General features: G+C 64.6%; 20 protein-coding genes and 2 pseudogenes. 12 read left to right on the top strand and 10 right to left on the bottom strand.

Annotated elements, in window-relative coordinates:
- The first annotated feature begins 142 nt into the window (after positions 1–142).
- Positions 143–277, top strand: coding sequence for a hypothetical protein (locus ACLFKU_RS08190; RefSeq protein WP_368583456.1), 135 nt, complete (start codon positions 143–145; stop codon positions 275–277).
- Positions 278–358: 81 nt separating this feature from the next.
- On the opposite strand, the gene ACLFKU_RS08185 is transcribed toward ACLFKU_RS08190, so the two are convergent.
- Positions 359–574, bottom strand: a complete 216-nt coding sequence (locus tag ACLFKU_RS08185) for a hypothetical protein (protein WP_410848846.1) — start codon at positions 572–574, stop codon at positions 359–361.
- Positions 575–863: 289 nt separating this feature from the next.
- Between ACLFKU_RS08185 and ACLFKU_RS08180 the strand changes: the two genes are divergently transcribed.
- Complete coding sequence (locus ACLFKU_RS08180; RefSeq protein ID WP_368583518.1) at positions 864–1,421, top strand: NADPH-dependent FMN reductase; 558 nt, start codon at positions 864–866, stop codon at positions 1,419–1,421.
- A gap of 104 nt (positions 1,422–1,525) precedes the next feature.
- Here ACLFKU_RS08180 and ACLFKU_RS08175 read toward each other — a convergent pair whose 3' ends face one another.
- Entirely contained in the window at positions 1,526–2,698 is a 1,173-nt protein-coding gene (locus tag ACLFKU_RS08175; RefSeq protein WP_410848727.1) for a hypothetical protein, read from the bottom strand.
- Between the two features lie 236 nt (positions 2,699–2,934).
- A complete protein-coding gene (locus ACLFKU_RS08170; RefSeq protein ID WP_410848726.1) occupies positions 2,935–5,229 on the bottom strand; it encodes an ATP-binding protein in 2,295 nt (764 codons plus the stop codon).
- A 605-nt stretch (positions 5,230–5,834) separates the two neighbouring features.
- On the opposite strand from ACLFKU_RS08170, the gene ACLFKU_RS08165 reads away from it, so the two are divergent.
- The 7 genes from ACLFKU_RS08165 to ACLFKU_RS08135 all read left to right on the top strand — a co-directional run bounded on the left by ACLFKU_RS08165 (position 5,835) and on the right by ACLFKU_RS08135 (position 12,960).
- Entirely contained in the window at positions 5,835–6,200 is a 366-nt protein-coding gene (locus ACLFKU_RS08165; protein ID WP_368583452.1) for a response regulator, read from the top strand.
- Positions 6,193–6,816: a chemotaxis protein CheC gene (locus ACLFKU_RS08160; RefSeq protein ID WP_410848725.1), complete on the top strand. Its 624-nt coding sequence runs from the start codon at positions 6,193–6,195 to the stop codon at positions 6,814–6,816. The genes ACLFKU_RS08165 and ACLFKU_RS08160 overlap by 8 nt, the downstream gene beginning before the upstream one ends.
- Positions 6,813–7,763, top strand: coding sequence for a diguanylate cyclase (locus tag ACLFKU_RS08155; protein ID WP_410848724.1), 951 nt, complete (start codon positions 6,813–6,815; stop codon positions 7,761–7,763). Before ACLFKU_RS08160 ends, ACLFKU_RS08155 begins: the two co-directional genes overlap by 4 nt.
- Positions 7,764–7,995: 232 nt before the next feature.
- Positions 7,996–8,844 (top strand): presqualene diphosphate synthase HpnD, encoded by an 849-nt coding sequence (gene hpnD, locus ACLFKU_RS08150; protein ID WP_368583449.1) that lies wholly within the window; start codon positions 7,996–7,998, stop codon positions 8,842–8,844.
- A 4-nt stretch (positions 8,845–8,848) separates the two neighbouring features.
- Positions 8,849–10,117 carry a hydroxysqualene dehydroxylase HpnE gene (gene hpnE / locus ACLFKU_RS08145; RefSeq protein ID WP_410848723.1) on the top strand — a complete coding sequence of 423 codons (1,269 nt, stop codon included), beginning with the start codon at positions 8,849–8,851 and terminating at the stop codon, positions 10,115–10,117.
- Complete coding sequence (shc, locus tag ACLFKU_RS08140) at positions 10,114–12,198, top strand: squalene--hopene cyclase (protein ID WP_410848722.1); 2,085 nt, start codon at positions 10,114–10,116, stop codon at positions 12,196–12,198. Before hpnE ends, shc begins: the two co-directional genes overlap by 4 nt.
- 3 nt (positions 12,199–12,201) lie before the next feature.
- Positions 12,202–12,960, top strand: coding sequence for a phosphorylase (locus ACLFKU_RS08135; RefSeq protein ID WP_410848721.1), 759 nt, complete (start codon positions 12,202–12,204; stop codon positions 12,958–12,960).
- 23 nt (positions 12,961–12,983) lie between these two features.
- On the opposite strand, the gene ACLFKU_RS08130 is transcribed toward ACLFKU_RS08135, so the two are convergent.
- From ACLFKU_RS08130 to ACLFKU_RS08120, 3 genes and pseudogenes are all read right to left on the bottom strand, one after another.
- Positions 12,984–13,205, bottom strand: coding sequence for a hypothetical protein (locus tag ACLFKU_RS08130; RefSeq protein WP_368583445.1), 222 nt, complete (start codon positions 13,203–13,205; stop codon positions 12,984–12,986).
- Positions 13,206–13,309: 104 nt separating this feature from the next.
- Positions 13,310–13,465 (bottom strand): annotated as a pseudogene (locus tag ACLFKU_RS08125) (acyl carrier protein); the annotation flags it as partial.
- A pseudogene (locus ACLFKU_RS08120) lies at positions 13,462–13,757 on the bottom strand (hypothetical protein). The pseudogenes ACLFKU_RS08125 and ACLFKU_RS08120, both read right to left, overlap by 4 nt.
- 451 nt (positions 13,758–14,208) lie before the next feature.
- Here ACLFKU_RS08120 and ACLFKU_RS08115 point away from each other — a divergent pair.
- Positions 14,209–14,508, top strand: coding sequence for a DUF3828 domain-containing protein (locus ACLFKU_RS08115; protein ID WP_410848720.1), 300 nt, complete (start codon positions 14,209–14,211; stop codon positions 14,506–14,508).
- Between the two features lie 220 nt (positions 14,509–14,728).
- Complete coding sequence (locus tag ACLFKU_RS08110) at positions 14,729–15,214, top strand: acyl-CoA thioesterase (protein ID WP_368583443.1); 486 nt, start codon at positions 14,729–14,731, stop codon at positions 15,212–15,214.
- Between the two features lie 95 nt (positions 15,215–15,309).
- Here the strand turns inward: ACLFKU_RS08110 and ACLFKU_RS08105 are convergent, their stop codons facing one another.
- Together ACLFKU_RS08105 and ACLFKU_RS08100 are read right to left on the bottom strand one after the other, a co-directional pair.
- Positions 15,310–16,236, bottom strand: a complete 927-nt coding sequence (locus ACLFKU_RS08105) for a VacJ family lipoprotein (protein ID WP_410848719.1) — start codon at positions 16,234–16,236, stop codon at positions 15,310–15,312.
- A 2-nt stretch (positions 16,237–16,238) separates the two neighbouring features.
- The gene (locus tag ACLFKU_RS08100; RefSeq protein ID WP_410848718.1) at positions 16,239–18,854 is read right to left on the bottom strand and encodes an MMPL family transporter; all 2,616 of its coding nucleotides are present in this window, start codon (positions 18,852–18,854) and stop codon (positions 16,239–16,241) included.
- 210 nt (positions 18,855–19,064) lie between these two features.
- On the opposite strand from ACLFKU_RS08100, the gene ACLFKU_RS08095 reads away from it, so the two are divergent.
- Positions 19,065–19,667: a phospholipid-binding protein MlaC gene (locus tag ACLFKU_RS08095; RefSeq protein WP_176120875.1), complete on the top strand. Its 603-nt coding sequence runs from the start codon at positions 19,065–19,067 to the stop codon at positions 19,665–19,667.
- 115 nt (positions 19,668–19,782) lie between these two features.
- On the opposite strand, the gene hpnH is transcribed toward ACLFKU_RS08095, so the two are convergent.
- Positions 19,783–20,937 (bottom strand): adenosyl-hopene transferase HpnH, encoded by a 1,155-nt coding sequence (hpnH, locus tag ACLFKU_RS08090; protein WP_013092815.1) that lies wholly within the window; start codon positions 20,935–20,937, stop codon positions 19,783–19,785.
- 10 nt (positions 20,938–20,947) lie between these two features.
- Positions 20,948–21,892, bottom strand: a complete 945-nt coding sequence (ispH, locus tag ACLFKU_RS08085) for a 4-hydroxy-3-methylbut-2-enyl diphosphate reductase (RefSeq protein WP_368583440.1) — start codon at positions 21,890–21,892, stop codon at positions 20,948–20,950.
- Positions 21,893–22,144 lie beyond the last annotated feature (252 nt).

Below are 22,144 nucleotides of genomic sequence, written 5' to 3'. Positions count from 1 at the left end.
CGCGCTCAGGCAGTAGCGATTATTTCAGTTTATAAAAAAATATCTTCTCATCTTCGCTGTTTGTGGACGCGGACCCGCTCGCTATTCTTCACGCCATCGATCGCATCAGATCGCGCAACGATACGCAAACGAGGTCCCGACCATGAAACGCATTTTCTCCGCCCTGATCGCTTCGGCCGCACTGTTCGCAGCCGCTTCGAGCGTCGCTCATGCCGACGCTCCGGCTTCGACCTGCAACGGCCCGAAGTCGTACTGCAACGTATTTTTCGGCAACTGATCGCACGTCGACATACGCAACACGCAAGCAAAAGAAAAGGGCGCCGGCAACGGCGCCCTTTTTGCATTCAGCGATCAACCCCTAGCGGCTCGGCGCCTTGCCTCCGCCATCGAGCCCGGCGCCCGTACGCCACACCTGTTTGCCTTGTTCCGACAGCTCGCCGCAGCTATGCGTGGCATCGGCTTCGACGCCGTCGACGGCCATCTTGCCACCCGCCGGCTCCTGCGCGCGCTGAAGCGCTTTCTTGCGCGCGGCGACCGCTTCGTCGTGGGATTTTCCTGCGTAGTCGAGACTCATGATCCGGTCCTCCAGAAGGTCGGTGGTGTCCATTTGCCTCAGATCGCCCTGGCCCGAAGGCATGCTTGATTGACAAGGCAAAAGTTCTACTTATCCACAAGGTTATTCAGCGATTCTGTGGATAACTTTTCGAGTTGCGAGGTTATCCACCGAAAGGTGCCGCAAGAACCCTTCCCGATCCGTTATCGCCTCGCCAAATCCGCCAGTGACCAGGCGTTTCGCGCGGCTTTTGCCTATCATGAACAGTCCTACTCTCTGCGCGTCGAGCGCACTAACCGAGGAAGCGAACATGGCCTATCACATTGCAGTGGTCGTCGGCAGCCTGCGGCGGGATTCGTTCAATCGCCAACTGGCTCAGGCGGTGATTTCTCTCGCTCCAGCCGATTTCACCTTCGAATACATCGATATCGGCTCCCTGCCGCTGTACTCACAGGACTACGACGCCGACTATCCGGAAGCCGGCAAGAAGCTCAAGGAGCGCGTGCAAGCCGCGGACGGTCTGCTGTTCGTGACGCCCGAATACAACCGCTCGATGCCGGGCGTGCTGAAAAACGCGCTCGACTGGGGCTCGCGGCCGTGGGGCACGAACTCGTGGGGCAACAAGCCGGGCGCGGTGATCGGCACCTCGGTCGGCGCCACCGGTACGGCGCTCGCGCAACAGCATCTGCGCAACGTGCTCGCCTATCTCGACGTCGCGACGATGGGGCAGCCAGAGGTGTTCATCAAGCACGATCCGTCGGTGATCAACGAAAAAGGCGAGATCGTCAACGAAGGCACGCGCAAGTTCCTGCAATCGTTCATGGACCGCTACGTCACGTGGATCAAGCGGCATGGGGCGGTGGCGTAATCGAGACTTAGCGGCGCTGACCGCGCCCTGACCATCCGCCGAAGCAACGAGGACACGGCGCGCGCCGCGCGAGGCGGCCGCGCCCGTCTCGCCCGCGGCATCACCTATACGTGGTGATGCCCGGTCACCCGCTCCCACCCATGCCGCACCGCGAGCTTGAAGCGCTCCCACGTGCTCTCCGGAGACGTGGTTTCCCAATGGCGGCGAGCTTCGGGCTCGATCTCTTCCCACGGACGATCGCGGAAGCGCGCGTCGCGACCGATCTCCGCGCCGTAGCGATAGGCCGGCACATAGTCTTCGTAGCGCGCGTTCGCGGCTGCGTACTGCTCGTCGTAGTGCGTGCGGAAGTCTTCTTCATACTCCAGATATTCGTTCGGCATCTGCGCGCCGGGACCGGTGCCCGGCTGTCCGCCTTCCGGGACGATGTCGGACGGCTGGGGCTGCATCACCGCGCCCGAACCCGGCACGGAGCCGGCGGCGATCGCGCCGCGTCCCACATCGCCGGTGAGAGGATCGGCGATGGGTTCGTTGACCGGATCGCTCGTCGGCCGATCGCTGATCGGCGGCGGCGCGAACGGCTCGGCGGCCGCGCCGATGTCCGCCGGCGGCATGGCGGTCAGCGGATCGGGGCGCGGAGGAGCAGGAGGAGGCACGGTGTCGGGCGCGCTCGTACCGGTTGCCGAAGTGGCGCTCGTGGCGCCGGCGATTCCGGTCGATTCGCTGATGCCCGCCGCACCCGTTGCGCCGCTACTCGAACTCACACTTGCCCCCGGTGTTGCCCTGGTGTCCCGCATGCCCGGCGTCGCACCCGCCTCGGTGGTCACGCTCGAGGTACGCGGCGTACCCGGCATCACCGCGCCGATGCCCAGCTCATCGAGCACCGAGTGGTCGCGGCTGGAGGCGACTGGGGTGTCCGCCTCGGGCAGGCGGTCGCCGATATCGGTCGCGCCGAGCCGCACGAGCGTGTTGCGCGCCAATTCCGCATGCGACTGGCTCGCGGCATGAACGCACACGAGCACCGCTCCACGCCGCATCGCCTCGGCATAACGGGCGGTGTCCGACGGACGCGGCCCAGTCGAGAACAGGCTGGCGAGAAAGCGCTCGATATTCGCGAGTACGCCCGCGTTGGCGACTTCGCTGGTGGCCGAGCCAACCGATGGTTCGGCGTTCGCCTGCAACTCGATCTTCTCGCGCGCAAAACCGGTTTGCACGAGCGTGTCGCGGGCGGTTTCAGCCTGCACGTAAGTGTCGAATAAACCAATCACGAGATGTTGCATGGTTGTCTCCCGACATGTTGTGCTGGAACGGGCGGCACCCGAGGCGCCGTCCCCTTGCCGTCTTCGGGCACGCAACGATCATGCCCCCGCACCGACGCGCGACGGCGCTGCGTCCCGTGCACGGCCGCGATGCCCGCCGCGCTACGCATCGCGCGGACTCGCGACGAACGAGGCGCTGCGTGTGAGCGCCGCGCTTTTTACAAGTTCTGGTAAATGACGCCGGGACGTCGCGGACGTCAGGTATCGGCCGGATCCGTGGCGGTATCGGCGCTCGTCTGCACGGCGTTGCGCTGGATCGTTTCGAGCAGCTGTTCGAGCAGTCCGATATCGAACGGTTTGGACAGCACATGCACGTTCACGTGCCGCGCGCGGTCGAGCTCTTCCGCGTAGCCGGTGACGAGAATCACCGGCAGCGGCGGGTCGAATCCGAGCACCGCTTCGGCCAGGTCGATGCCGTTCAGCTTGCCCGGCATGTGAATGTCCGACAGCAGCAGATCGAACGGCAGCGGCTCGCCGGTGTCCGCACGCTTCGCGCGGGCATCGTCGAGCACGCGCAGCGCCGTGTCGGCGTTGAACACGCAGCTCACCTGGTGGCCCATCATCTGCAGCAGCGCCTCGGTGCCGGCGGCGACTTCTTCGTTGTCCTCGACCAGCAGCACGCGCAGACCGTGCGGCGCGTCGCTCGCGGGCGCGAGCGCTTCGGCGGGTCCAGCCGTCTGCGGCTCGCTCGACGCGCGCGGCAGATAGAGCCGCACCGCGGTCCCCGCGCCGATCGCGCTGTCGATTGCCGCGAGCCCGCCCGAGCCCTCGCAGAACGCAAACACCTGCGGCAACCCGAGCCCCGTGCCCATGCCTTTGGACTTGGTCGTGTAAAGCGGCTCGAACGCGTGCGCAAGCACCTCGGGCGCCATGCCGGCGCCGGTGTCCTCGAGCGACAGCTGCACGAACTCGCCGGTCAGCGGAAAGCCGTCCTCGCGGCGGAACACGACGTTGCTCGCGCGCGCGGTGAAGCGCCCGCCGTTGGGCATCGCATCGCGCGCGTTGACGGCGACGTTGATCAGCGCGAGCTCGAGCTCGGCGACGTCCACACGCACCGGCCAGGTATCGACGCCGCTATCGATCACGAGCGACACCTTCGCGCCGAGCGACGCGCGCAGCAGCTCGCGGCACGACGGCAGCCAGCGTTCGAGCGAGAGCGTCTCGGTGCGCAGCGGCTGCTTGCGCGCGACGCCGAGCAGCTGCCGCGTCAGCGACTGGCCGCTCTTCAACGCGCGCTCCATCGCCGACAGTTCGCGCTCCAGTCCGCCGACGCCGCGCCGTCGCACGATCTGCACGTTGGCCGACAGGATCATCAGCAGGTTGTTGAAGTCGTGCGCGACGCTGCCGACCAGCGTGCCGAGCGCTTCCATCTTGCGCGACTGGCGGTACGCGGATTCGATCGAGCGGCGCATCGATGCCTCGGCCTGCCAGCGCTGCCACGCTTCCTCTTCGGCGCCGAGGCGGCGCAGCGACAGCCAGATCACGCACCACAGCACTATCGACGGTGTGAACATGGACAGGATCAGCACGCTCAGGTGCCTGTACCAGGCGGCCCAGATCGCGGACGTGCGATAGCCGCACAGCACGTAGACCGGATACGAGCCGACGTGCCGGAACGCGACGATCAGGTTGCCGTCGGCGAAGCTCGAGTGCATCCGCACGACGCCGGAGCGCTGCCCGCGCGAGACCGCTTCGGCGAACGGCGAATCCGATGCGAGCGCGGTCGGCTCGCGCGGGCCGCGTGGGTAATGCGCGAGGACCGCGCCGTCGGTGCGCACGAGACTCATGATGATCGGCGTGTCGTCGCTGTTGCCGAGCAGCTCGCGATAGAACGCATCGAAATAGCTGGGCCGCAGCGCGATGGACACGACGCCCGCGAACGAGCCGTTGGGTGCCTGACGCTCGACGCCCATGTTGAACACCTGCTCGCCGCTCACGTGTCCCGTCGTCACTTTCGACACATGTTCGAGCGCATTGCCGCCGCGGATGCCGACGAAATCGGCGCGCTGTTCGATCGAGCTCGCAGGCGACGGATAGACGCGGCTGCTCGCCAGCAGCGCGCCCTGTGCGCCGTAGATCGACACTGAGGCGACCTGCGGATAGCCGCCGCCCATCGTGCGCAACTTGTCGTGAATCGTGTGTTCGCGCGCGCGGATGCCGTCGTCGTCGAGGCCCTCGGTCAGATCGACGATGCGCGAGTTCAGCGTCTCGTTCATGTCGAACACTTTCAACGCGTGTTCTTCGGCGACCCGCACCGTGCGCAGCGCCAGCTCGGTCGCGTCGGCCTCGCGCGTGCGCAGATCGCTGAAAGCCATCGCGGCGACGTAGACGAACGGCAGCACGATCGCCACGACCAGCAGCGCGATCAGGGTGATGCGACGTACCTGGAAGTTCTGTTCCGGCACGGCGGGAAACGACGCGTCGTCCTGCTCGCGGGCAGGACGACCCGAAAGGCGGCCCGCTCGCACGGAGTCGACCTGGTCTGATGTCATTGTCGTTGACGCGAAAAGTCGTTCGAATGTGGCAGCCCCGTATCGGGCCATTGCCGGCATCATGCCGCCTTCAGAACAAGCATAGACGCAGCGCGGAAAAACTCGCCGCAAAGCGTCGGGGACGAGCGTCCACCGGACCGGCCGTTCTTTAAGAGCGGCTTTAAAACAGCGACGAATCGGGAAGCGCAAACGTACACAAAAGGATAAAGCTAAAAGAATGCTGGCTCAGACGATAAAACTATTTCTCAAATTAGCCTAGCGTGGAAACAGAACGTTACGGTCAGCGATTTCGGCGAGTTGCTTTTGCGCGGCTTTGCTTCGACAATCCTCGCCACGATAAAAGGCCGTTGCCACCTCTGTGCGCCGGATCGTCGAGGTCCGCCAAAACGCGTCCTGCCGCATTCGCACTCCTCTCGCCATAGGCAATTGCAATTCGACAGGCGCCACTGTACCTGGTCGCGCATCGGTCGGCATCACGCGAAGGCGTGCCGTCCTCCGCTGTCGGGACGAACAAAACGCAAACGACCAGGCGCGGAAAGCGCGCATACGAACGAGCCGATTCCTTTATTCGACCCGCCTAAAAAACCGCCCGACCCGCCGTTGCCATGCTGCCCATTGTGATCGCCGACGATTCGCTGCTCGCCCGCAAGTTGCTCACGAAGGCTCTGCCGCCCGACTGGGCCGTCGACGTGTCCTACGCGACGAACGGGCACGAGGCGCTCGCGCTGTATCGCGACGGCAAGGCCTCGGTGATGTTCCTCGATCTGACGATGCCGGACATGACCGGCTACCAGGTTCTCGAAGCGTTGCAGCACGAGGACCTCAACACCTTCGTGATCGTCGTATCCGCCGACGTGCAGCCGCTCGCCCAGGAGCGCGTGCGCGAGCTCGGCGCGATCGCGTTCATCGCCAAGCCGGTGACGCCGGAGGCGGTCCTGCCCATCCTCAAGGAGTACGGCTTGTATGTCTGAGCCCGCCTTCACCGAAGACCAGCGCGACGCGCTCCAGGAAATCGCCAACCTTGCGATGGGCCGGGCCGCGACGCGGCTCGCGGGACTGCTCGATTCGTTTATCGAGCTGTCGGTGCCGCGCGTGAAGATGGTCGCGGTGAGCGATGCTGCGCGCACGCTGCGCGAGATGACCCACATCGACGACACGGTCAGCGCGGTGCGTCAGGGCTTTCGCTCGGACATCAAGGGCGAGGTGCTGGTGATCTGTCGCAGCGACAGCATCGCGCAGCTGTGTTCGCTGGTCAGCGACCCGTACGCGCGTTCCAGCTACGAGACGATCGGCGAGCGCGAACTGATGCTCGACGTCGCGAACCTGCTGTCGGGTGCTTGCGTGTCGTCGATACTCGACCAGCTTGGCCGCACGCCGGTGTTTTCCGCGCCGGGCGTGCTCGGCGACACGCTGACGCTCGACGAAGTGTTCCAGCCCGGCGTGCTGCAATGGCGGGTGGCGCTGCTCGTCGAAGTGAACTTCGCGCTCGAACATCATAGTTTTCGCGCGCATCTGGTGATGCTGATGGCCGAAGACTCAATCCGTCACATGAACGAAGCGCTCGATGCGCTGCTGTCCAGTCTATGAATGTCCCAGTGGAATCGTTGAGCGACCTCGTAGTCGAGCGGGTCGGTTTTGGCATCTTCGTGCTCGATCGCGAACTGAACGTGCTGATGTGGAATCGCTTCATGCAGGACCATAGCGGCCTGTCGGCGGAGCAGGTGGTCGGCCGCTCGATCTACCAGAACTTTCCGGAGCTGCCGCGCGTGTGGCTGTCGCGCAAGATCGAGAGCGTGTTTCAGCTCGGCAGCTTCGCGTTCAGCTCGTGGGAGCAGCGCCCGTACCTGTTCAAGTTCGATCACGACCGGCCGATCACCGGCGGGGTCGACTTCATGCAGCAGGACTGCACGTTCATGCCGCTGATGCGCGATCGCGAAGTGGTGGCCGTGTGCGTGACGATCTCCGACGTGACGCATGTGAGCATCGTGCAGCGCGAACGCGAGGAGGCGGTTGCGAAGCTGCAGGAGTATGCGAATCGCGACGGGCTGACCGGCATCGCGAACCGGCGTTTTTTCGAAGCGCGGCTGCGCGACGAGTTCACGCGCTGGCAGCGCTATGGCGGCGACATGTCGATGCTGCTGTTCGATCTCGATCATTTCAAGCAGATCAACGACCAGTTCGGTCACGGCGTCGGCGATACGGTGCTGCGCGTAATGGCGCAGCGTGTCGCGGGTGTGGTGCGCGTGCAGGATACCTTCGGGCGCTTCGGCGGCGAGGAGTTCGCGCTGCTGCTGCCGTGCACACCGCTCGACGACGCGATGCTGGTGGCGGAGAAGATCCGTCGCGTGATCGAGGAAACGCCGGTCGAGCTGATCGGCACCAGCGTGCCGGTCACCGCGAGCCTCGGCGGCGCGTCGGCGCGCGAGGGCGTACCCGCGTACGACGTGCTGATCAACGAGGCCGACGCGGCGCTCTACAGAGCAAAGCGCCAGGGCCGCAACTGCGCGGTCGCGTTCCGGCTCGCGGGGGCGTGATTCGCTAGCGGGGGCGGCGTGGTTCCAGCCGGCCGCGCCCGGCGGCCTTTCTTTCGTCCCTCATTGGCCGCCAAATCTGCGGTCACCGGCAAAGATTGCTATACTTTTCGCCGTTTCCGGCCGCCCAGCCGGATGTTTCGCGCGTGTCCGCGCGCGCGGGCACACTGCCCTGCGGGTCGGCATAAAAACCTCTTTGAACGCCTTTCAGCGGGCGCCTCCAGCGGAGATCGTCTTGGCTGTTTCCAATCTCGTCGTGGACGATACTGAAATCGACGCGGCTGCCGCCACGTCCGGCAGCTCGTTTTATCTCGCGATGCGCATCTTGCCGGCGGCGCAGCGCGATGCGATGTATCAGGTCTACGCGTTCTGCCGCGCCGTCGACGACATCGCCGACAGCAACCTGCCGCCCGCCGAGCGCGCGGCCGGGCTCGAGCAATGGCGCGCCGACATCGACGCCTGCTACGCCGGCCAGCCGCGCGCGTCGCTGCGCGCGCTGACGCGGCACATTCACATGTTTCATCTGCAACGCGAGGATTTTCACGCGATGATCGACGGCATGGCGATGGACGCCGCCGCCGACATCTGCGCGCCCGACGACGCCACGCTCGACCTGTATTGCGACCGCGTCGCGAGCGCGGCCGGCCGTCTGTCGGTGAGGATATTCGGGATGCGGGAGGAGCCGGGCCGGCAGCTCGCGCACCATCTCGGCCGCGCGCTGCAGCTCACCAATATCCTGCGCGATATCGACGAAGACGCCGACATCAACCGCTGCTATCTGCCGCGCGAACTGCTCGCGCGCGAAGGCATCGCTGCCACGAACCCGCGGCAGATCGCCGACGACCCGTCGCTGCCGCGCGTCTGCGCGACGCTCGCCGAGCGCGCGAAGCAGCACTTCGCCGAATCCGATGCGATCATGGATCGCGAGCCGCGCGCGCAGGTGCGTGCGCCGCGCATCATGTCGGGCGTCTATCGCGTGCTGCTCGAGCGTACGCTGGAGCGCGGCTTCGACGTTCCGCGCACGAAGGTCAGCAAGCCGAAGCTGCGCCTGCTGTGGATCGTCGCGCGTTACGCGCTTTTCTGAGCTGATGCCGAAGCTCGTCCACGTGGTCGGCGCGGGCGTGGCCGGGCTCGCCGCCGCTGTGCAGTTGCAGCGGCGCGGCGCGCGGGTCGTGCTGCATGAAGCGCAGGATTACGCGGGCGGCCGCTGCCGTTCGTACTACGACACGCAGCTCGGTGCGACGCTCGACAGCGGCAATCACATCGTGCTGTCGGCCAATGCCGCGACGCTGAACTACGTGCGCGCGATCGGCGCCGCCGACGAACTGGTCGGCCCCGCGCAGCCCGAGTATCCGTTCGTCGATCTGGCCACGCGGTCGCGCTGGAGCGTGCGTCTGTCGCCGGGGCGTTTGCCGTGGTGGATTTTCGACGCGCATGCGCGCGTGCCGAACACGGTGCCGACCGACTACCTGTCGCTCGTGCCGCTGCTGTTCGCGAAGCCGGGCCGCAGCGTCGCGCAGACGATGCGCTGTGACGGTCCGCTGTGGGACCGGCTGCTGCGGCCGCTGCTGCATGTGCTGCTGAATCTGGAGCCGCGCGACGCCTCGGCCGAACTGACCGGCGCGCTCGTGCGCGACACGCTGCTCGCGGGCGGGCTCGCGTGCCGGCCGCTCGTCGCGCGTAACGGTCTTGGCAGTGCGTTCGTCGATCCGGCGCTGCGGCTCCTGCAACATGGCGGCGCGACGATCCGGCTCGGTTCGCGTCTGCGCGACATCGTGTTCGCGGCCGACCCGGCGCGTGTACAGGCGCTGCATTTCGCCGATGAGAGCATCACGCTCGGCGCGAACGAGGCGGTGATTCTGGCGCTGCCGCCCGAAGCCGCGGCTGCGCTGGTGCCGGGACTACGTGCGCCGACGCGTTTCGCGGCCGCACTGAACGTGCATTTCGCGCTCGAGCCGCCGTTCAATCTGCCGCAGATCACGGCGCTGCTGAACGGAACGGCCGAATGGCTGTTTGCGTTCGACGACCGACTGTCGGTGACGCTCAACGGTGACGAGCGGCTCATCGACATGCCGCACGACGCGCTCGCGGCGACCGTTTGGGCGGAGGTCGCAGCGGCGGTGAATCTGCCGCTCGCGCCGCTACCGCGCTGGCAGGTCGTGATCGAACCGCGCGCGATGTTCGCCGCGCTGCCCGCGCAGGAGACGCTGCGACCGGGCACGCGCACTCGCTGGAACAATTTGCTGCTCGCAGGCGACTGGACGTCCACCGGCCTGCCCGCGATGCTGGAAGGTGCGATCCGCTCCGGCCAGAAGGCCGCGGATACGCTGCTGAATCAACCGATGGAACGCAGATGAACGACTTATCTCAAACGCAGCCGCTCGACGCGGTGCTGCCCGAAGCCGCCGACGCGGCGCCGAACCTGGCCGAAGCTGCCGTGGTTGCCAACGCGCCCGCCGTGGCGGACGCATTGGCAACCGCAACGCCGTCGCCGATGCAAACTGGCGGCGCGAGCCCGCTCGACGTGTCGATCACGCGCGCGACCGATGCGATCCTGGCCGCGCAGCAGCCGGACGGCCATTGGGTCTACGAACTCGAAGCCGACGCGACGATTCCGGCCGAATACGTGCTGCTGGTTCACTACCTCGGCGAGACGCCGAACCTCGAACTCGAACAGAAGATCGCGCGCTATCTGCGCCGCATCCAGTTGCCGAATGGCGGCTGGCCGCTCTTCACCGATGGCGCGCTCGACATCAGCGCGAGCGTGAAGGCGTACTTTGCGCTGAAGATGATCGGCGACCCGGTCGACGCCGAGCACATGGTGCGCGCGCGCGACGCGATCCTTGCGCACGGCGGCGCGGAACACGCGAACGTGTTCACGCGAATTCTGCTTGCCCTCTTTGGCGTGGTGTCGTGGCGCGCGGTGCCGATGATGCCGGTCGAGATCATGCTGCTGCCGATGTGGTTCCCGTTCCATCTGTCGAAGGTGTCGTACTGGGCGCGCACGGTGATCGTGCCGCTGCTCGTGCTCAATGCGAAGCGGCCGCTCGCTCGCAACCCGCGCAAGGTGCGCATCGACGAGTTGTTCCGCGGCGCGCCGGTGAACACCGGCATGAACGAGCGCGCGCCGCATCAGCACGCGGGCTGGTTCGGCTTTTTCCGCTGTGTCGATACGGTGCTGCGCGCGGTCGACGGCCTGCTGCCGAAGGCGAGCCGCGAACGCGCGATCCGCGCGGCGGTCGCGTTCGTCGACGAACGGCTGAACGGCGAGGACGGCCTCGGCGCCATTTTCCCGGCGATGGCCAACTCGGTGATGATGTACGACGTGCTCGGCTATCCGGCCGATCATCCGAACCGCGCGATCGCTCGCAAGTCGCTGGACAAGCTGCTCGTCATCAAGGACGACGAAGCGTATTGCCAGCCGTGTCTGTCGCCGGTGTGGGATACGTCGCTCGCTGCACACGCTTTGCTCGAAACCGGCGAGGCACGTGCCGAACAGGCGGCCGAACGCGGGCTTGCGTGGCTGCGTCCGCTGCAGATTCTCGACGTGCGCGGCGACTGGATTTCGCGCCGCCCGAACGTGCGGCCGGGCGGCTGGGCGTTCCAGTACAACAACGCGCATTACCCGGACGTCGACGATACCGCGGTGGTCGCGATGGCGATGCATCGTTCGGCTGCGCTCACGAAGTCCGATGTCGATCGCGAAGCGATTGCGCGCGCGCGCGAATGGGTAGTCGGCATGCAAAGCAGCGAAGGCGGTTGGGGCGCATTCGAGCCGGAAAACACGCAGTACTACCTGAACAACATCCCGTTCTCGGACCACGGCGCGCTGCTCGATCCGCCGACCGCGGACGTGTCGGGCCGCTGTCTGTCGATGTTCGCGCAGATCGGTGAGTTGCCGCAAAACAGCGAGCCGGCGCAGCGCGCGTTCGACTACATGCTGCAGGAGCAGGAGTCGGACGGCAGCTGGTACGGCCGCTGGGGCCTGAACTACATCTACGGCACATGGACCGCGCTGTGCTCGCTGAACGCGGCCGGCATGGCGCACGACGACCCGCGTATGCGGCGCGCGGTGCAATGGCTCGTGTCGATCCAGAACGAGGACGGCGGTTGGGGCGAGGGCGGCGAGAGCTACAAGTTCGACTATCGCGGCTACGAGCGCGCGCCGAGCACCGCGTCGCAGACCGCCTGGGCGCTGCTCGGGCTGATGGCCGCGGGCGAGGTCGATCACGATGCGGTGGCGCGCGGGATCGACTATCTGCAGCGTGAGCAGCGCGAGCATGGGCTGTGGGACGAAACGCGCTTTACCGCGACGGGCTTTCCGCGCGTGTTTTATCTGCGCTACCACGGCTATCGCAAGTTCTTCCCGCTGTGGGCGCTCGCGCGCTTCCGTCATCTGAAGCGCAATGGGCTCACGCGCGTCACGGTCGGGATGTGACGGATGTCCGTGTCGATGACGCCGTCCGTCGGGACGCGCGATAGCAGTTTGCCAGTGATCGTCGTGACCGGCATGGCGTTCGAGGCGCGCATCGCACGCGGCGACGGCAGCGAGCGCGTCGAGGTCGTGTACGCGGCGCGGGCCGATCTGCTCGAGCGCGCGCTAAGCGCGGCGGTCGCTCGCGGCGCGGCGGGGATCATCAGTTTCGGCACGGCGGGTGGACTCGCGCCGGAACTGGAGCCAGGGGCGCTGATCGTCGCGGATGCGGTGCATGGACCGTTTGGACGCATCGACACGGATCGGCGGTGGTCGGAGCGGATTGCCGCCGCGGTAACCGACGTCAGGACGGCCGAACGGCTCGCGGGACGTGTGCGTCGTGGCGCGACGGCGGCGGTCGCCGCGCCGCTGATCACCGCGGAAGACAAACGCGCGCTGCACGAATCGACCGGCGCGCTAGCGGTGGACATGGAATCGCACATCGCGGGGGCGACCGCTGCCGCGCACGGTCTGCCGTTCGCCGTGTGTCGAGCGGTCGTCGACCCGGCCTGGCGCACGCTGCCGCCGGCCGCGACGGCGGGTTTGCGCGACGACGGCACCACCGCGCTCGGGCCGATTCTGCTCGAATTGCTGCGGCAGCCATCGCAACTGGGTGCGCTGCTGCGGCTCGCCGGCGATGCGCGCGCCGCGCGGACTACGCTGGTCGAGACGCGGGAGGCGTTGGGCGAGGGCGGCGCGCTGCGGTTCACGGGTGTCGCCGGTTGAACGACGGCGATGGCAGCAAGTCGCTAGCGTGTGCGGGAGCCGCACTTGGAGCGGCGACTCGGGTCTTCGCCTAAGTCCCTTAGGCGGTTGCGTAGCCGCTGGTTGTCCGCGAAAAGCCCGGCAAATGCCACTGTGAACAGCAGCAGCGCAAACCACTGGCCGCTGTAGCGAATCAGCGTCCATGCGATCGCCGCACCGGCGATAGCGGCGAGCAGAAGCGCCGCTTTATCGACGATCCAGTTCATACCAGTTCGGTTCGGTGGAGCGCCAGACTGGCGTAGTGTCGGCGCGCCGGCCTCTTGCGCCTGTATGGAAAACCGTCCGCCTGCACGTTGAACGTGAGAGCTCACCTGTCGATAAACTCGACACCATCAAGTCCGGTTACCCCCAGGTCCTGTTCAAGCCTGGTAGAGGGCGTCAACTTCAGTGGGCCACCAAAGATTGGCCGTCCTAGTTCTTCGCGAGTGAAAGCCTCAAGGCGTTCCCAGATATCCGTGTCATTCACAGCAGCCTGTCCTCGGGCAGCGCCAGACGGTTATAGGTCGTCACGGTGCGACGCATGATCTGTATCGCATCCGCAGCGAGAAAAATCTCCCCAATGACTAGGACCCGGCCGGCGAATGCACCAAGATTCCGCGTGAAAGCAATCCGAACTGCTACTTGCCCGACACCGGTATATCCGCCTGTCCTAAAAGGACCACTGCGGCAGCTGTGAGGTCGCTTATCCCGAATTGTTTAGCCGTTTCATCAAGCGCTACGGACGTCAACAAATCCACGGCTCGAATATTTTTGTGTATGCCAAACGAATACCGTTATCGCTCACTGCTTTCTCCCGTCTGTAAAACGAGGAAATTCTAGCTGACGAATGCTCTTTTTATTTGAGATAACGTTTTGACTATAGAAATGGTGGATTTAATCGCAAATTATGGTGAAATTAATTTTCACTAATCGACATGATCAGCGCGTCCCGCTAAATTTCAGGCGATGTTGGACGAAAATACACTGCTTATCAGGGGGCCGGCCCTATCGAACCATCAAACCCGCATACAAAATATTCCGGCGCGAATGACTATGATCAATTTATTTTGTGCGTTTTTGCCTCACTGGCGCTTTCGTTGACACTCAAGCCGGGCGTAGCTAGCCCAGCGACTCCGGATACACCAGAAACTGTTGTAAAGGCGTTTTACACACGGTATTTTCAACAGGAGGGCAGCGTTTATCAATTGACGGATAACCACATTTACAACTATGTGGCAAAACCAACGGTCGATAATCTGCGGGATTGACTATCGTCACAAACGCTTGCTAGGCGGCGCGGACTACTTCACGCGGGCGCAAGACCTTGATCCACAGATATGGCTCAAAACGATGACTTTGCACCCGGCAATCGCGCTCGGCGGGACCGGGGTAATTCCAGTGACGTTCGGCTTAGCCGAAAAGCAGAATCTCCTCGTGTTCGTCGCAATGGAAAACGGACACTGGCGGATAACCAAGGTAGAGGACACAACCGGCTACCAAGGATTCCACCGGTATGACCCGATGGACTAGGCAGTACATCCCTGACCTGCCCGCTCGCTCTCGAGCGGGCTTTTTCCGTCGGTCGCAACCATCGCCAGTCCTTTAAGAGAACCGCCGACTATCGGCACGATTAATTATGCAATCGTTGATATACTAGGGAAAACCCTTATCTTTGGGACAATGCTAGCGTTAACCCCTAGGTTCTGGCGCATGACGCGGCTACCCGGGAGCCTCAGACACGGAGTACCAAATGAATTTCCACACAAGAAAATGGGTCAAGCCCGAAGACCTGAATCCCAACGGGACGTTGTTCGGCGGCAGCCTGCTGCGCTGGATCGACGAAGAAGCCGCGATCTACGCGATCTCTCAGCTGGACAACCAGCGTGTCGTGACGAAGTTCATGTCAGAGATCAACTTCGTCAGCTCGGCGCGCCAGGGCGACATCATCGAACTGGGCATGACCGCGACGCATTTCGGCCGCACGTCGATCACGCTGCGCTGCGAAGTGCGCAACAAGATCACTCGCAAGAGCATTCTGACGGTCGAGAAAATGGTGTTCGTCAATCTCGACGAAAACGGCGACCCGGCGCCGCACGGCCGCACGCGTATCCGTTACGCGGACGAGCAGTTCGCTCACTATCGCGCGAACTCCAAGCCGGTGCCGCAACCGGCATCAGTCGCGACGGTGGAGGAAGATCGGGTCGCGGCGCGCAGCGAGGTCGAGAGCCTGCACTGAGCGGGCTGTAGTAAGGCCCGCGGGTTGGTCGGGCGGCGGTTGACTTCCACGCGGGGCGCCCATCGAGGGCGCCCCGCTGTGCTTTGGAGCGCGTATTACTGCGGAGACGACGCCGGCGCCGCAGGCGCAGCCGGCATTGCACCCGCGCCACTGTCCCCCGGATCGGCGTAGTTCGGCAGATCCGCGCCAGGCGCTTTGGTCGCGCCGCCGGAAGCCCCATTGGGCGCCGGCGCGGACTCACCCGGATCGTTGTAGTTCGGCAGCGCGCCCGGCGCGCCTGCTGCGGGGGCAGCAGCGGGACCGGTATCGCCGTGATCGTCGTACTCCGGCAGCGGCGCCGGGTTATTGCCCGTGCCGCGCAGACGCGCGAGGCGCTGCTGCACATAGGCATCACGCACGAACGAGTATTTGTCGAGTGCAGCCTGCTCCAGAAGGCTGGTCGCGCCGAGCAGATCCGACCGCGTGCTGACGAACTGCAGCACGTACAGCGGATTGCGGGTCGCCGGTTCGACATAGTTCAGCGGATTGAACTTCACATCGACGACGAGCCCCATGCTGTCGCGCACCGTGCTCGGCCCGAACAGCGGCAGCACCAGATACGGACCCGACGGAATGCCCCAATGCCCGAGCGTCAGACCGAAGTCCTGATGATGCTTGGGCAGGCCGGCCGGCGTCGCCCAGTCGAGCAGGCCGCCGATACCAAACACCGAGTTGAACGCGAACCGCATGATGTCTTCGGTCGCGTCGGTGATCTTCAGTTGCAGCAGCGCGTTCGCGGCGTTGGTGAGATCGCCGAGGTTCGAGAAGAAATTGCTGACGGCGGTGCGCAGCGGCTGCGGCGTCACCTTCTGATAGCCCTTCGCGACCGGCACCGCGATATAGCGATCGACTCCGTCGTTGAAAGTGAAGATCGCCCTGTTCACTGGCTCGAACGGATCGCCCGGCTTGCGATCCGGGGCGGTCGCGCAGCCCGAAATGAGACCCGCGGCGGTGAGCGCCAGCGCGGTGTTACGCAGCTTCATGCTTATATTCCTTTTTGCTTCCCGCGACGTTGACGCGGCTTGCCCATCAGCACCGGCTGGAAAACCACCGCGCCGATCAGCGTGCAGAACAACGAAAGCGCGAGCAGCCTCCCCATGCTGGACGTGCCCGGATGGTGCGACAGCCACAGGCTACCAAACGCGGTGGCCGTTGTGGCGGCGCTGAACAGCACCGCATGCGTGAGGCTCGACTGCAACAGGCCGGTCTGGCCGTGGCGCCACGCCATCACGAAGTAGATCTTGAACGCGACACCGACGCCGAGCATCAGCGGCAGCGCGATGATGTTCGCGAAGTTCAGCGGCATCCCGAACACCACACACAGCTCGAGCGTGACCAACGCGGAGACCAGCAGCGGCACCAGCGTGCGCAGCACGTCGCCGATCCGGCGCAACGCGATCCACAGCAGCACGGCGATGGACAGCAGCGCATAGACGGCCGCCTGCAGGAACGCCTTGATGATCGTGTTGGCCGAATGGATGATCGAGATCGGTCCGCCGATCGCGCCCGGCTCGGCCTGCTTCACCGCGCGCGCGAAGCGGGCGAGCATCTGGTCGTCGTTCGGGTCGACGCCGGGCGGCACCTTCGGCGCGATATCGACGAGCGAGTGGCCGCCCTTGCCGATCCACATCGCGGTGATGCCTGGCGGCAGCGTCTCCTGAGTAATTTCGGTCGGCTGCAGAAGGTTCTCCAGCTGCTTCAACGCGATGCGCAGCGTGTCGGACATCGCGACTTCGGCGCGGTCGCGCGTGGCGGCGTCGGCGGCCGCGAGCTTTTGCAAGGTCGTCGACAGATGCTGTGCCTCCGCCGCGCCCGGGCCCGGGTGGTCCTCGGCGGCGAGCGACAACTGATTGGCCGCGCGCTTCAAGGCGGCGACGCGCACCGCGTCGGTGGCTTGCGGCGCAGGCTGCTGTTGCAGCGCCGGCAGCAGTTGCTGCGCGGCGCTTGCGATCAACATCATCTTCTGCTGCTGCTCGGCCGGCACGAAGGTGCTCAGCGTGTTGACGCGGCCCACTTCCGGCAGCTTGCGCAGCCGCTCGGCCATCGCGTCGGCGTCGGCAAGCGACGGCGCCAGCGCCTGCACGTTGTTGACCGCGGCTTCAGGTGAATCCTTCAAAGACAGCAATGTCGCCATCGACTCCGTATGCGGGTCCTTCAGATGCAGCGGATTGAAGTCGAAACGCAGGTGCGCGAGCAGCGGCGTCGCGCCGATCACGACGATCAGCGTGCCGATCAGCACCGGCTTGCGATTGCGATCGAGGAAGTCGTCGACGGGTTCGAGCTGCTTGAAACCCGGCGATGCGACTTCCCCCGGCGGATTGAAGATCTTCAGCAGCGCCGGCAGCAGCGTCATGTTGGTGAAGTACGCGACGAACATGCCGACGCCCGCGATCTGACCAAGCTCCGACACGCCGCGATACGCGGTCGGCAGGAACGAGAAGAAGCTCAGCGCCACTGCCACGGCCGCGAGCGTGAGCGGCACGCCGATGCTGTGCGCGGTGTGCATCAGCGCGGCCGATAGCCGGTCGTCGCGGTTGCGCTCCTCGCGATACTTGACGCCGAACTGCACGCCGAAATCGACGCCGAGCCCGACGAACAGCACCATGAACGCGACCGAAATCATGTTCAGCGCGCCGACCATCAACAGGCCGAGCGCGGCCGTGATCGCGAGGCCGACGAACAGCGTGATGAACACGGCCGCGATCATGCGGCCCGAGCGCAGCGCGAGCCACAGAATGATCAGCACGACCATGAAAGTGCCGATGCCGTTCAGCACGGCGCCGTCCTGCACCGACGCGAACTCCTCGTCTGCGAGCGGCTGTTCGCCGGTCAGGCGGATCGTCGCGCCGTAGCGCTCCTGAAGATGCAGCGACACCGCGGTCGCGCGAATTGCCCTCGATGCGCTTGCACCCGGCTCCAGCGCGTCGTAGTTGACGACCGGCTGCACGACCACGAACGAACGCGCCGGATCGGTGGCGGCGCTCTTATCGACGAGCGCGCGCCATGAAAACGCGGCGGGCTGGCCGGCCAGCACGCGATCGAGCGTGTTCGCGCTTTGCGCAAGTAGACGGCTCATGTCGGAGAGTTTGACCTGGCCCAGTTGCAGCGGCAGCAGCAAGCTCGTGGTCAGCGTGCCGGCGAGACCGGTCAGGCTCGGATCATGCGCAAGCTGATTGACGAGCGGGCGCGACTGTACGAGTTGCGAGGTGGTGGACATCACCTCGTCGGTGGACGGAAACAGCAGGCCGTTGTGTTCGAAGAACGGGCCCCCGGAGGGTTGCGAGACCGACGTGAACTCTTTGGGATCGGCTCTGAGCGCGGCGGTCAGAGCGTTGGCCGCGGCGTCGGCGAATTCGGGCGCGCGCGCCTCGACCACCACCAGCATGGTGCCGCCGCGGTCGGGGAAGGCTGCGTCGATCGCATTCTGGGCTGCCGCCCATTGCTTGTCGGTCTCGACGAGACGGCTGATGTCCGTGTTGATCCTGAAGTTATGCGCGACGTATATGCCGCTCAGGACAGCGAGCACGATCGACAGCGCGATGATCCTGAGCGGATGACGCACCGAGTACGCGACGAGACGGACGATGTATGGCTTCAGCATGTAGGCGGACGTGGCCTTATCACGGGTGTTGTTTTTGACGAAGGTGCATAAGTATACAGAGCCCGGGCAAGCAAGCCCGACTTCGGTAGCAAGTACGACTCCTGACAGCTTCGCCAGGATGGGAACGTAATCCCCGCTATACTGGTCTACCCTCTTTAGCCGCGGGGCTGCGGCCCGCCGGCGCTACTTCTTTCGAGTCATGACAAGCGTATGAAACGATATCTGACTGCTTTTGTGGCTGCGGCCGTGGTATCCACGGCGGCGTTTGCGCAGAGCGCACCCGACGCGGTGGTAAAAAGTGCAGTCCAGGGCACGGTGACTGCAATGAAGGCTGACCCGCAGGCGCGCGGCGGCGACATGGCGAAGATCACCCAGGTCGTCCAGACGCACTTCCTGCCCGCCACCGACTTCCAGCGCACCACGCGTATCGCGGTCGGCAAGCCGTGGGCGACCGCGACGCCGGAACAGCAGAAGCAACTGTACGAGCAGTTTACGCTGCTGCTCACGCGTACCTACGCCGCATCGCTATCGCAATTGCGCGACCAGGAAGTGAAGTTCCAGTTTGCACCGGTCAGCGCGCCCGCCGGCGCGACCGACATCGTCGTGCAATCGCACGTAATCAGCACCGGCGGCGACGATGCGATCGACTACCGGCTCACCAAGGGGCCGTCGGGCTGGAAGATCTACGACATCAACATGATGGGCGCGTGGCTCATCCAGGTGTATCAGACGCAGTTCGCCGATCAGATCGCCAAAGGCGGCATCGACGGGCTGATCAAATTCCTGACCGAGCATAATGCGCGCGGCGCGTAAGCGGGTCGGTCGACAGAAGCGTTAGTCGGTAAAAGAAAAGCGCGGTGGCCTTGATTGGCCACTGCGCTTTTTTCATCCTTCATAGGCGGCGCCCGGCCGCCTCCTGTGGAACGCGTTAGTGCGTCGCCGTCGCGGTCTCCACCTTCTTGCCCTTGCCGGCGCGCGTGATTTCTTCGAGCTTGATCTCGACGTGACGCGAGAACACGTACTCGGCGGGACGCTGCTTGTCGAGCGGGATGTCCTGCGCGAACGCGCCCGTGGTCTTAGGACCGCGCATGCTGACCTTCAGCGCCTTCAGCGGATGCGCAACCGTGTCCATCACGGCCGTCGCTTCGAAACCACAGTGGACCATACAGTCGGCGCACTTCTCGTAGTTGCCGGTGCCGTACTTGTCCCAGTCCGTGGTTTCCATCAGTTCCTTGAAGGTCTTCACGTAGCCTTCGCCGACCAGGTAGCAAGGCTTTTGCCAGCCGAACACGGTACGCGCCGGGTTGCCCCACGGCGTGCATTCGTAGGTCTGGTTGCCCGCGAGGAAGTCGAGGAACATCGCCGACTGGCTGAACGACCAGTTCTTGCCGTTGTTGCCGCGCTTGAAGATTTCGCGGAACAGCTGCTTGGTCTTGTCGCGATTCAGGAAGTGCTGCTGATCCGGCGCGCGCTCATACGCATAACCCGGCGACACCGTGATGCCGTCGACGCCCATCGGGCCAAGCGTGTCGAAGAACTTCGCCACACGTTCCGGCTGCGCGTCGTTGAACAGCGTGCAGTTGATGTTCACGCGGAAGCCGCGGCGCTTCGCTTCGCGAATTGCGGCGACGGCCTTCTCGTACACGCCTTCCTGCGACACCGAGTGATCGTGCGCTTCCTTGTCGCCGTCGAGGTGAACCGACCACACGAAGTACGGATTCGGCTCGTAGTCGTCCATCTTCTTTTCCATCAGCAGCGCGTTCGTGCACAGGTATACGAACTTCTTGCGCGCCATGATGCCCTTGACGATCTGCGGCATTTCCTTGTGCAGCAGCGGCTCGCCACCGGCGATCGACACGACCGGCGCGCCGCATTCGTCGACTGCCTGAAGGCATTCTTCGAGCGACAGACGCTGGTTCAGGATCGGATCCGGATAGTCGATCTTGCCGCAGCCATTGCAGGCGAGATTGCAGCGGAACAGCGGCTCCAGCATCAGGGCGAGCGGATAGCGTTTGTTGCCGGAGAGATGCTGGCGCATGATGTATGCGCCGACGCGGACTTTCTGTAGCAGCGGAATAGACAAGGCGTCCTCCTTAAACTTCGCGTGCAGCGAGTGGTTGCATCAGTTTCGATGGCAACTTGAATTCGACTTTTTCTTCACGGCCCGCCATCGTCGTGACATCGACGGGCCCCAATGCGCGCAGCGCATCGATTACGTTTTCGACCATTTCTTCGGGTGCCGACGCGCCGGCCGTGATGCCGACCGTGTGCACGTTAGCGAACCATTCCGGCTTCACTTCGGAGCCGTCGGCGACGAGGTAGCTCGCCACGCCACTCTCACTGCCGATTTCGCGCAACCGGTTCGAGTTCGAGCTGTTGGTTGCGCCGACCACCAGCAGCACGTCGACCTGTTTGCTCAGCTCGCGCACTGCAGCCTGGCGGTTCTGCGTTGCATAGCAGATGTCGCGCGTGTCGGGACCGACGATGTCGCTAAAGCGGCGCAGCAGCGCGTCGATGATGCCGCGCGTGTCGTCGACCGACAGCGTGGTTTGCGTCACGTAGGCGAGCGGCGCATCGACCGGCAACTGGAGCTTCGCGACCTCTGCCTCGCTCTGCACCAGCAGCACCGTGCCGGGAATCTGGCCGATCGTGCCTTCCACTTCGGGATGGCCGGCGTGGCCGATCAGGATCAGCGTGCGGCCGGCGGCCACGTACTGGCGACCCTGCACATGCACCTTGGTCACGAGCGGGCAGGTGGCATCGAGCACGTCGAGGCCGCGCGCTTCGGCATCGCGTTCGACGGTTTGCGCAACCCCATGCGCGCTGAATATCGCGACGGCACCTTGCGGCACTTCATCGAGCTCCTCGACGAAACGCGCGCCCTTCTGGCGCAGATTGTCGACCACATGACGGTTATGGACAATCTCGTGACGGACATACACGGGAGCGCCGTGTTGCTGTAACGCACGATCGACGATTTCGATCGCGCGGACAACGCCCGCACAAAAGCCGCGCGGCTGGGCAAGGATGACTCGCATAAGTTGGCGAACTCCGACTAACGCGGGTTTCGAAGAAGTCGTGAAACTGACTTTATCGCCGCGCTCATCTTGATTAGTTGACGTCTTGAGCCCCGGCGACCGGCCGGTACAGCAAAACCAAACGCGCATTCTAACGCTATCGGGGCCGCTTTGCTTTCTGGTGCGGCCCGTGTGTTGGGCGCTTGCCGCATCTGCCGGGCCTTGCGGAGGACCGGGGCTACGAGCGTTACCACGATGTAACGAGCCAGCGCC

This window comes from Paraburkholderia sp. EG304, from assembly GCF_046543485.1.
Taxonomy (GTDB): Bacteria; Pseudomonadota; Gammaproteobacteria; order Burkholderiales; family Burkholderiaceae; genus Paraburkholderia; species Paraburkholderia youngii.
Note: the sequence above shows the minus strand (reverse complement) of the source record. Positions and strands in the feature narration are given on the sequence as shown.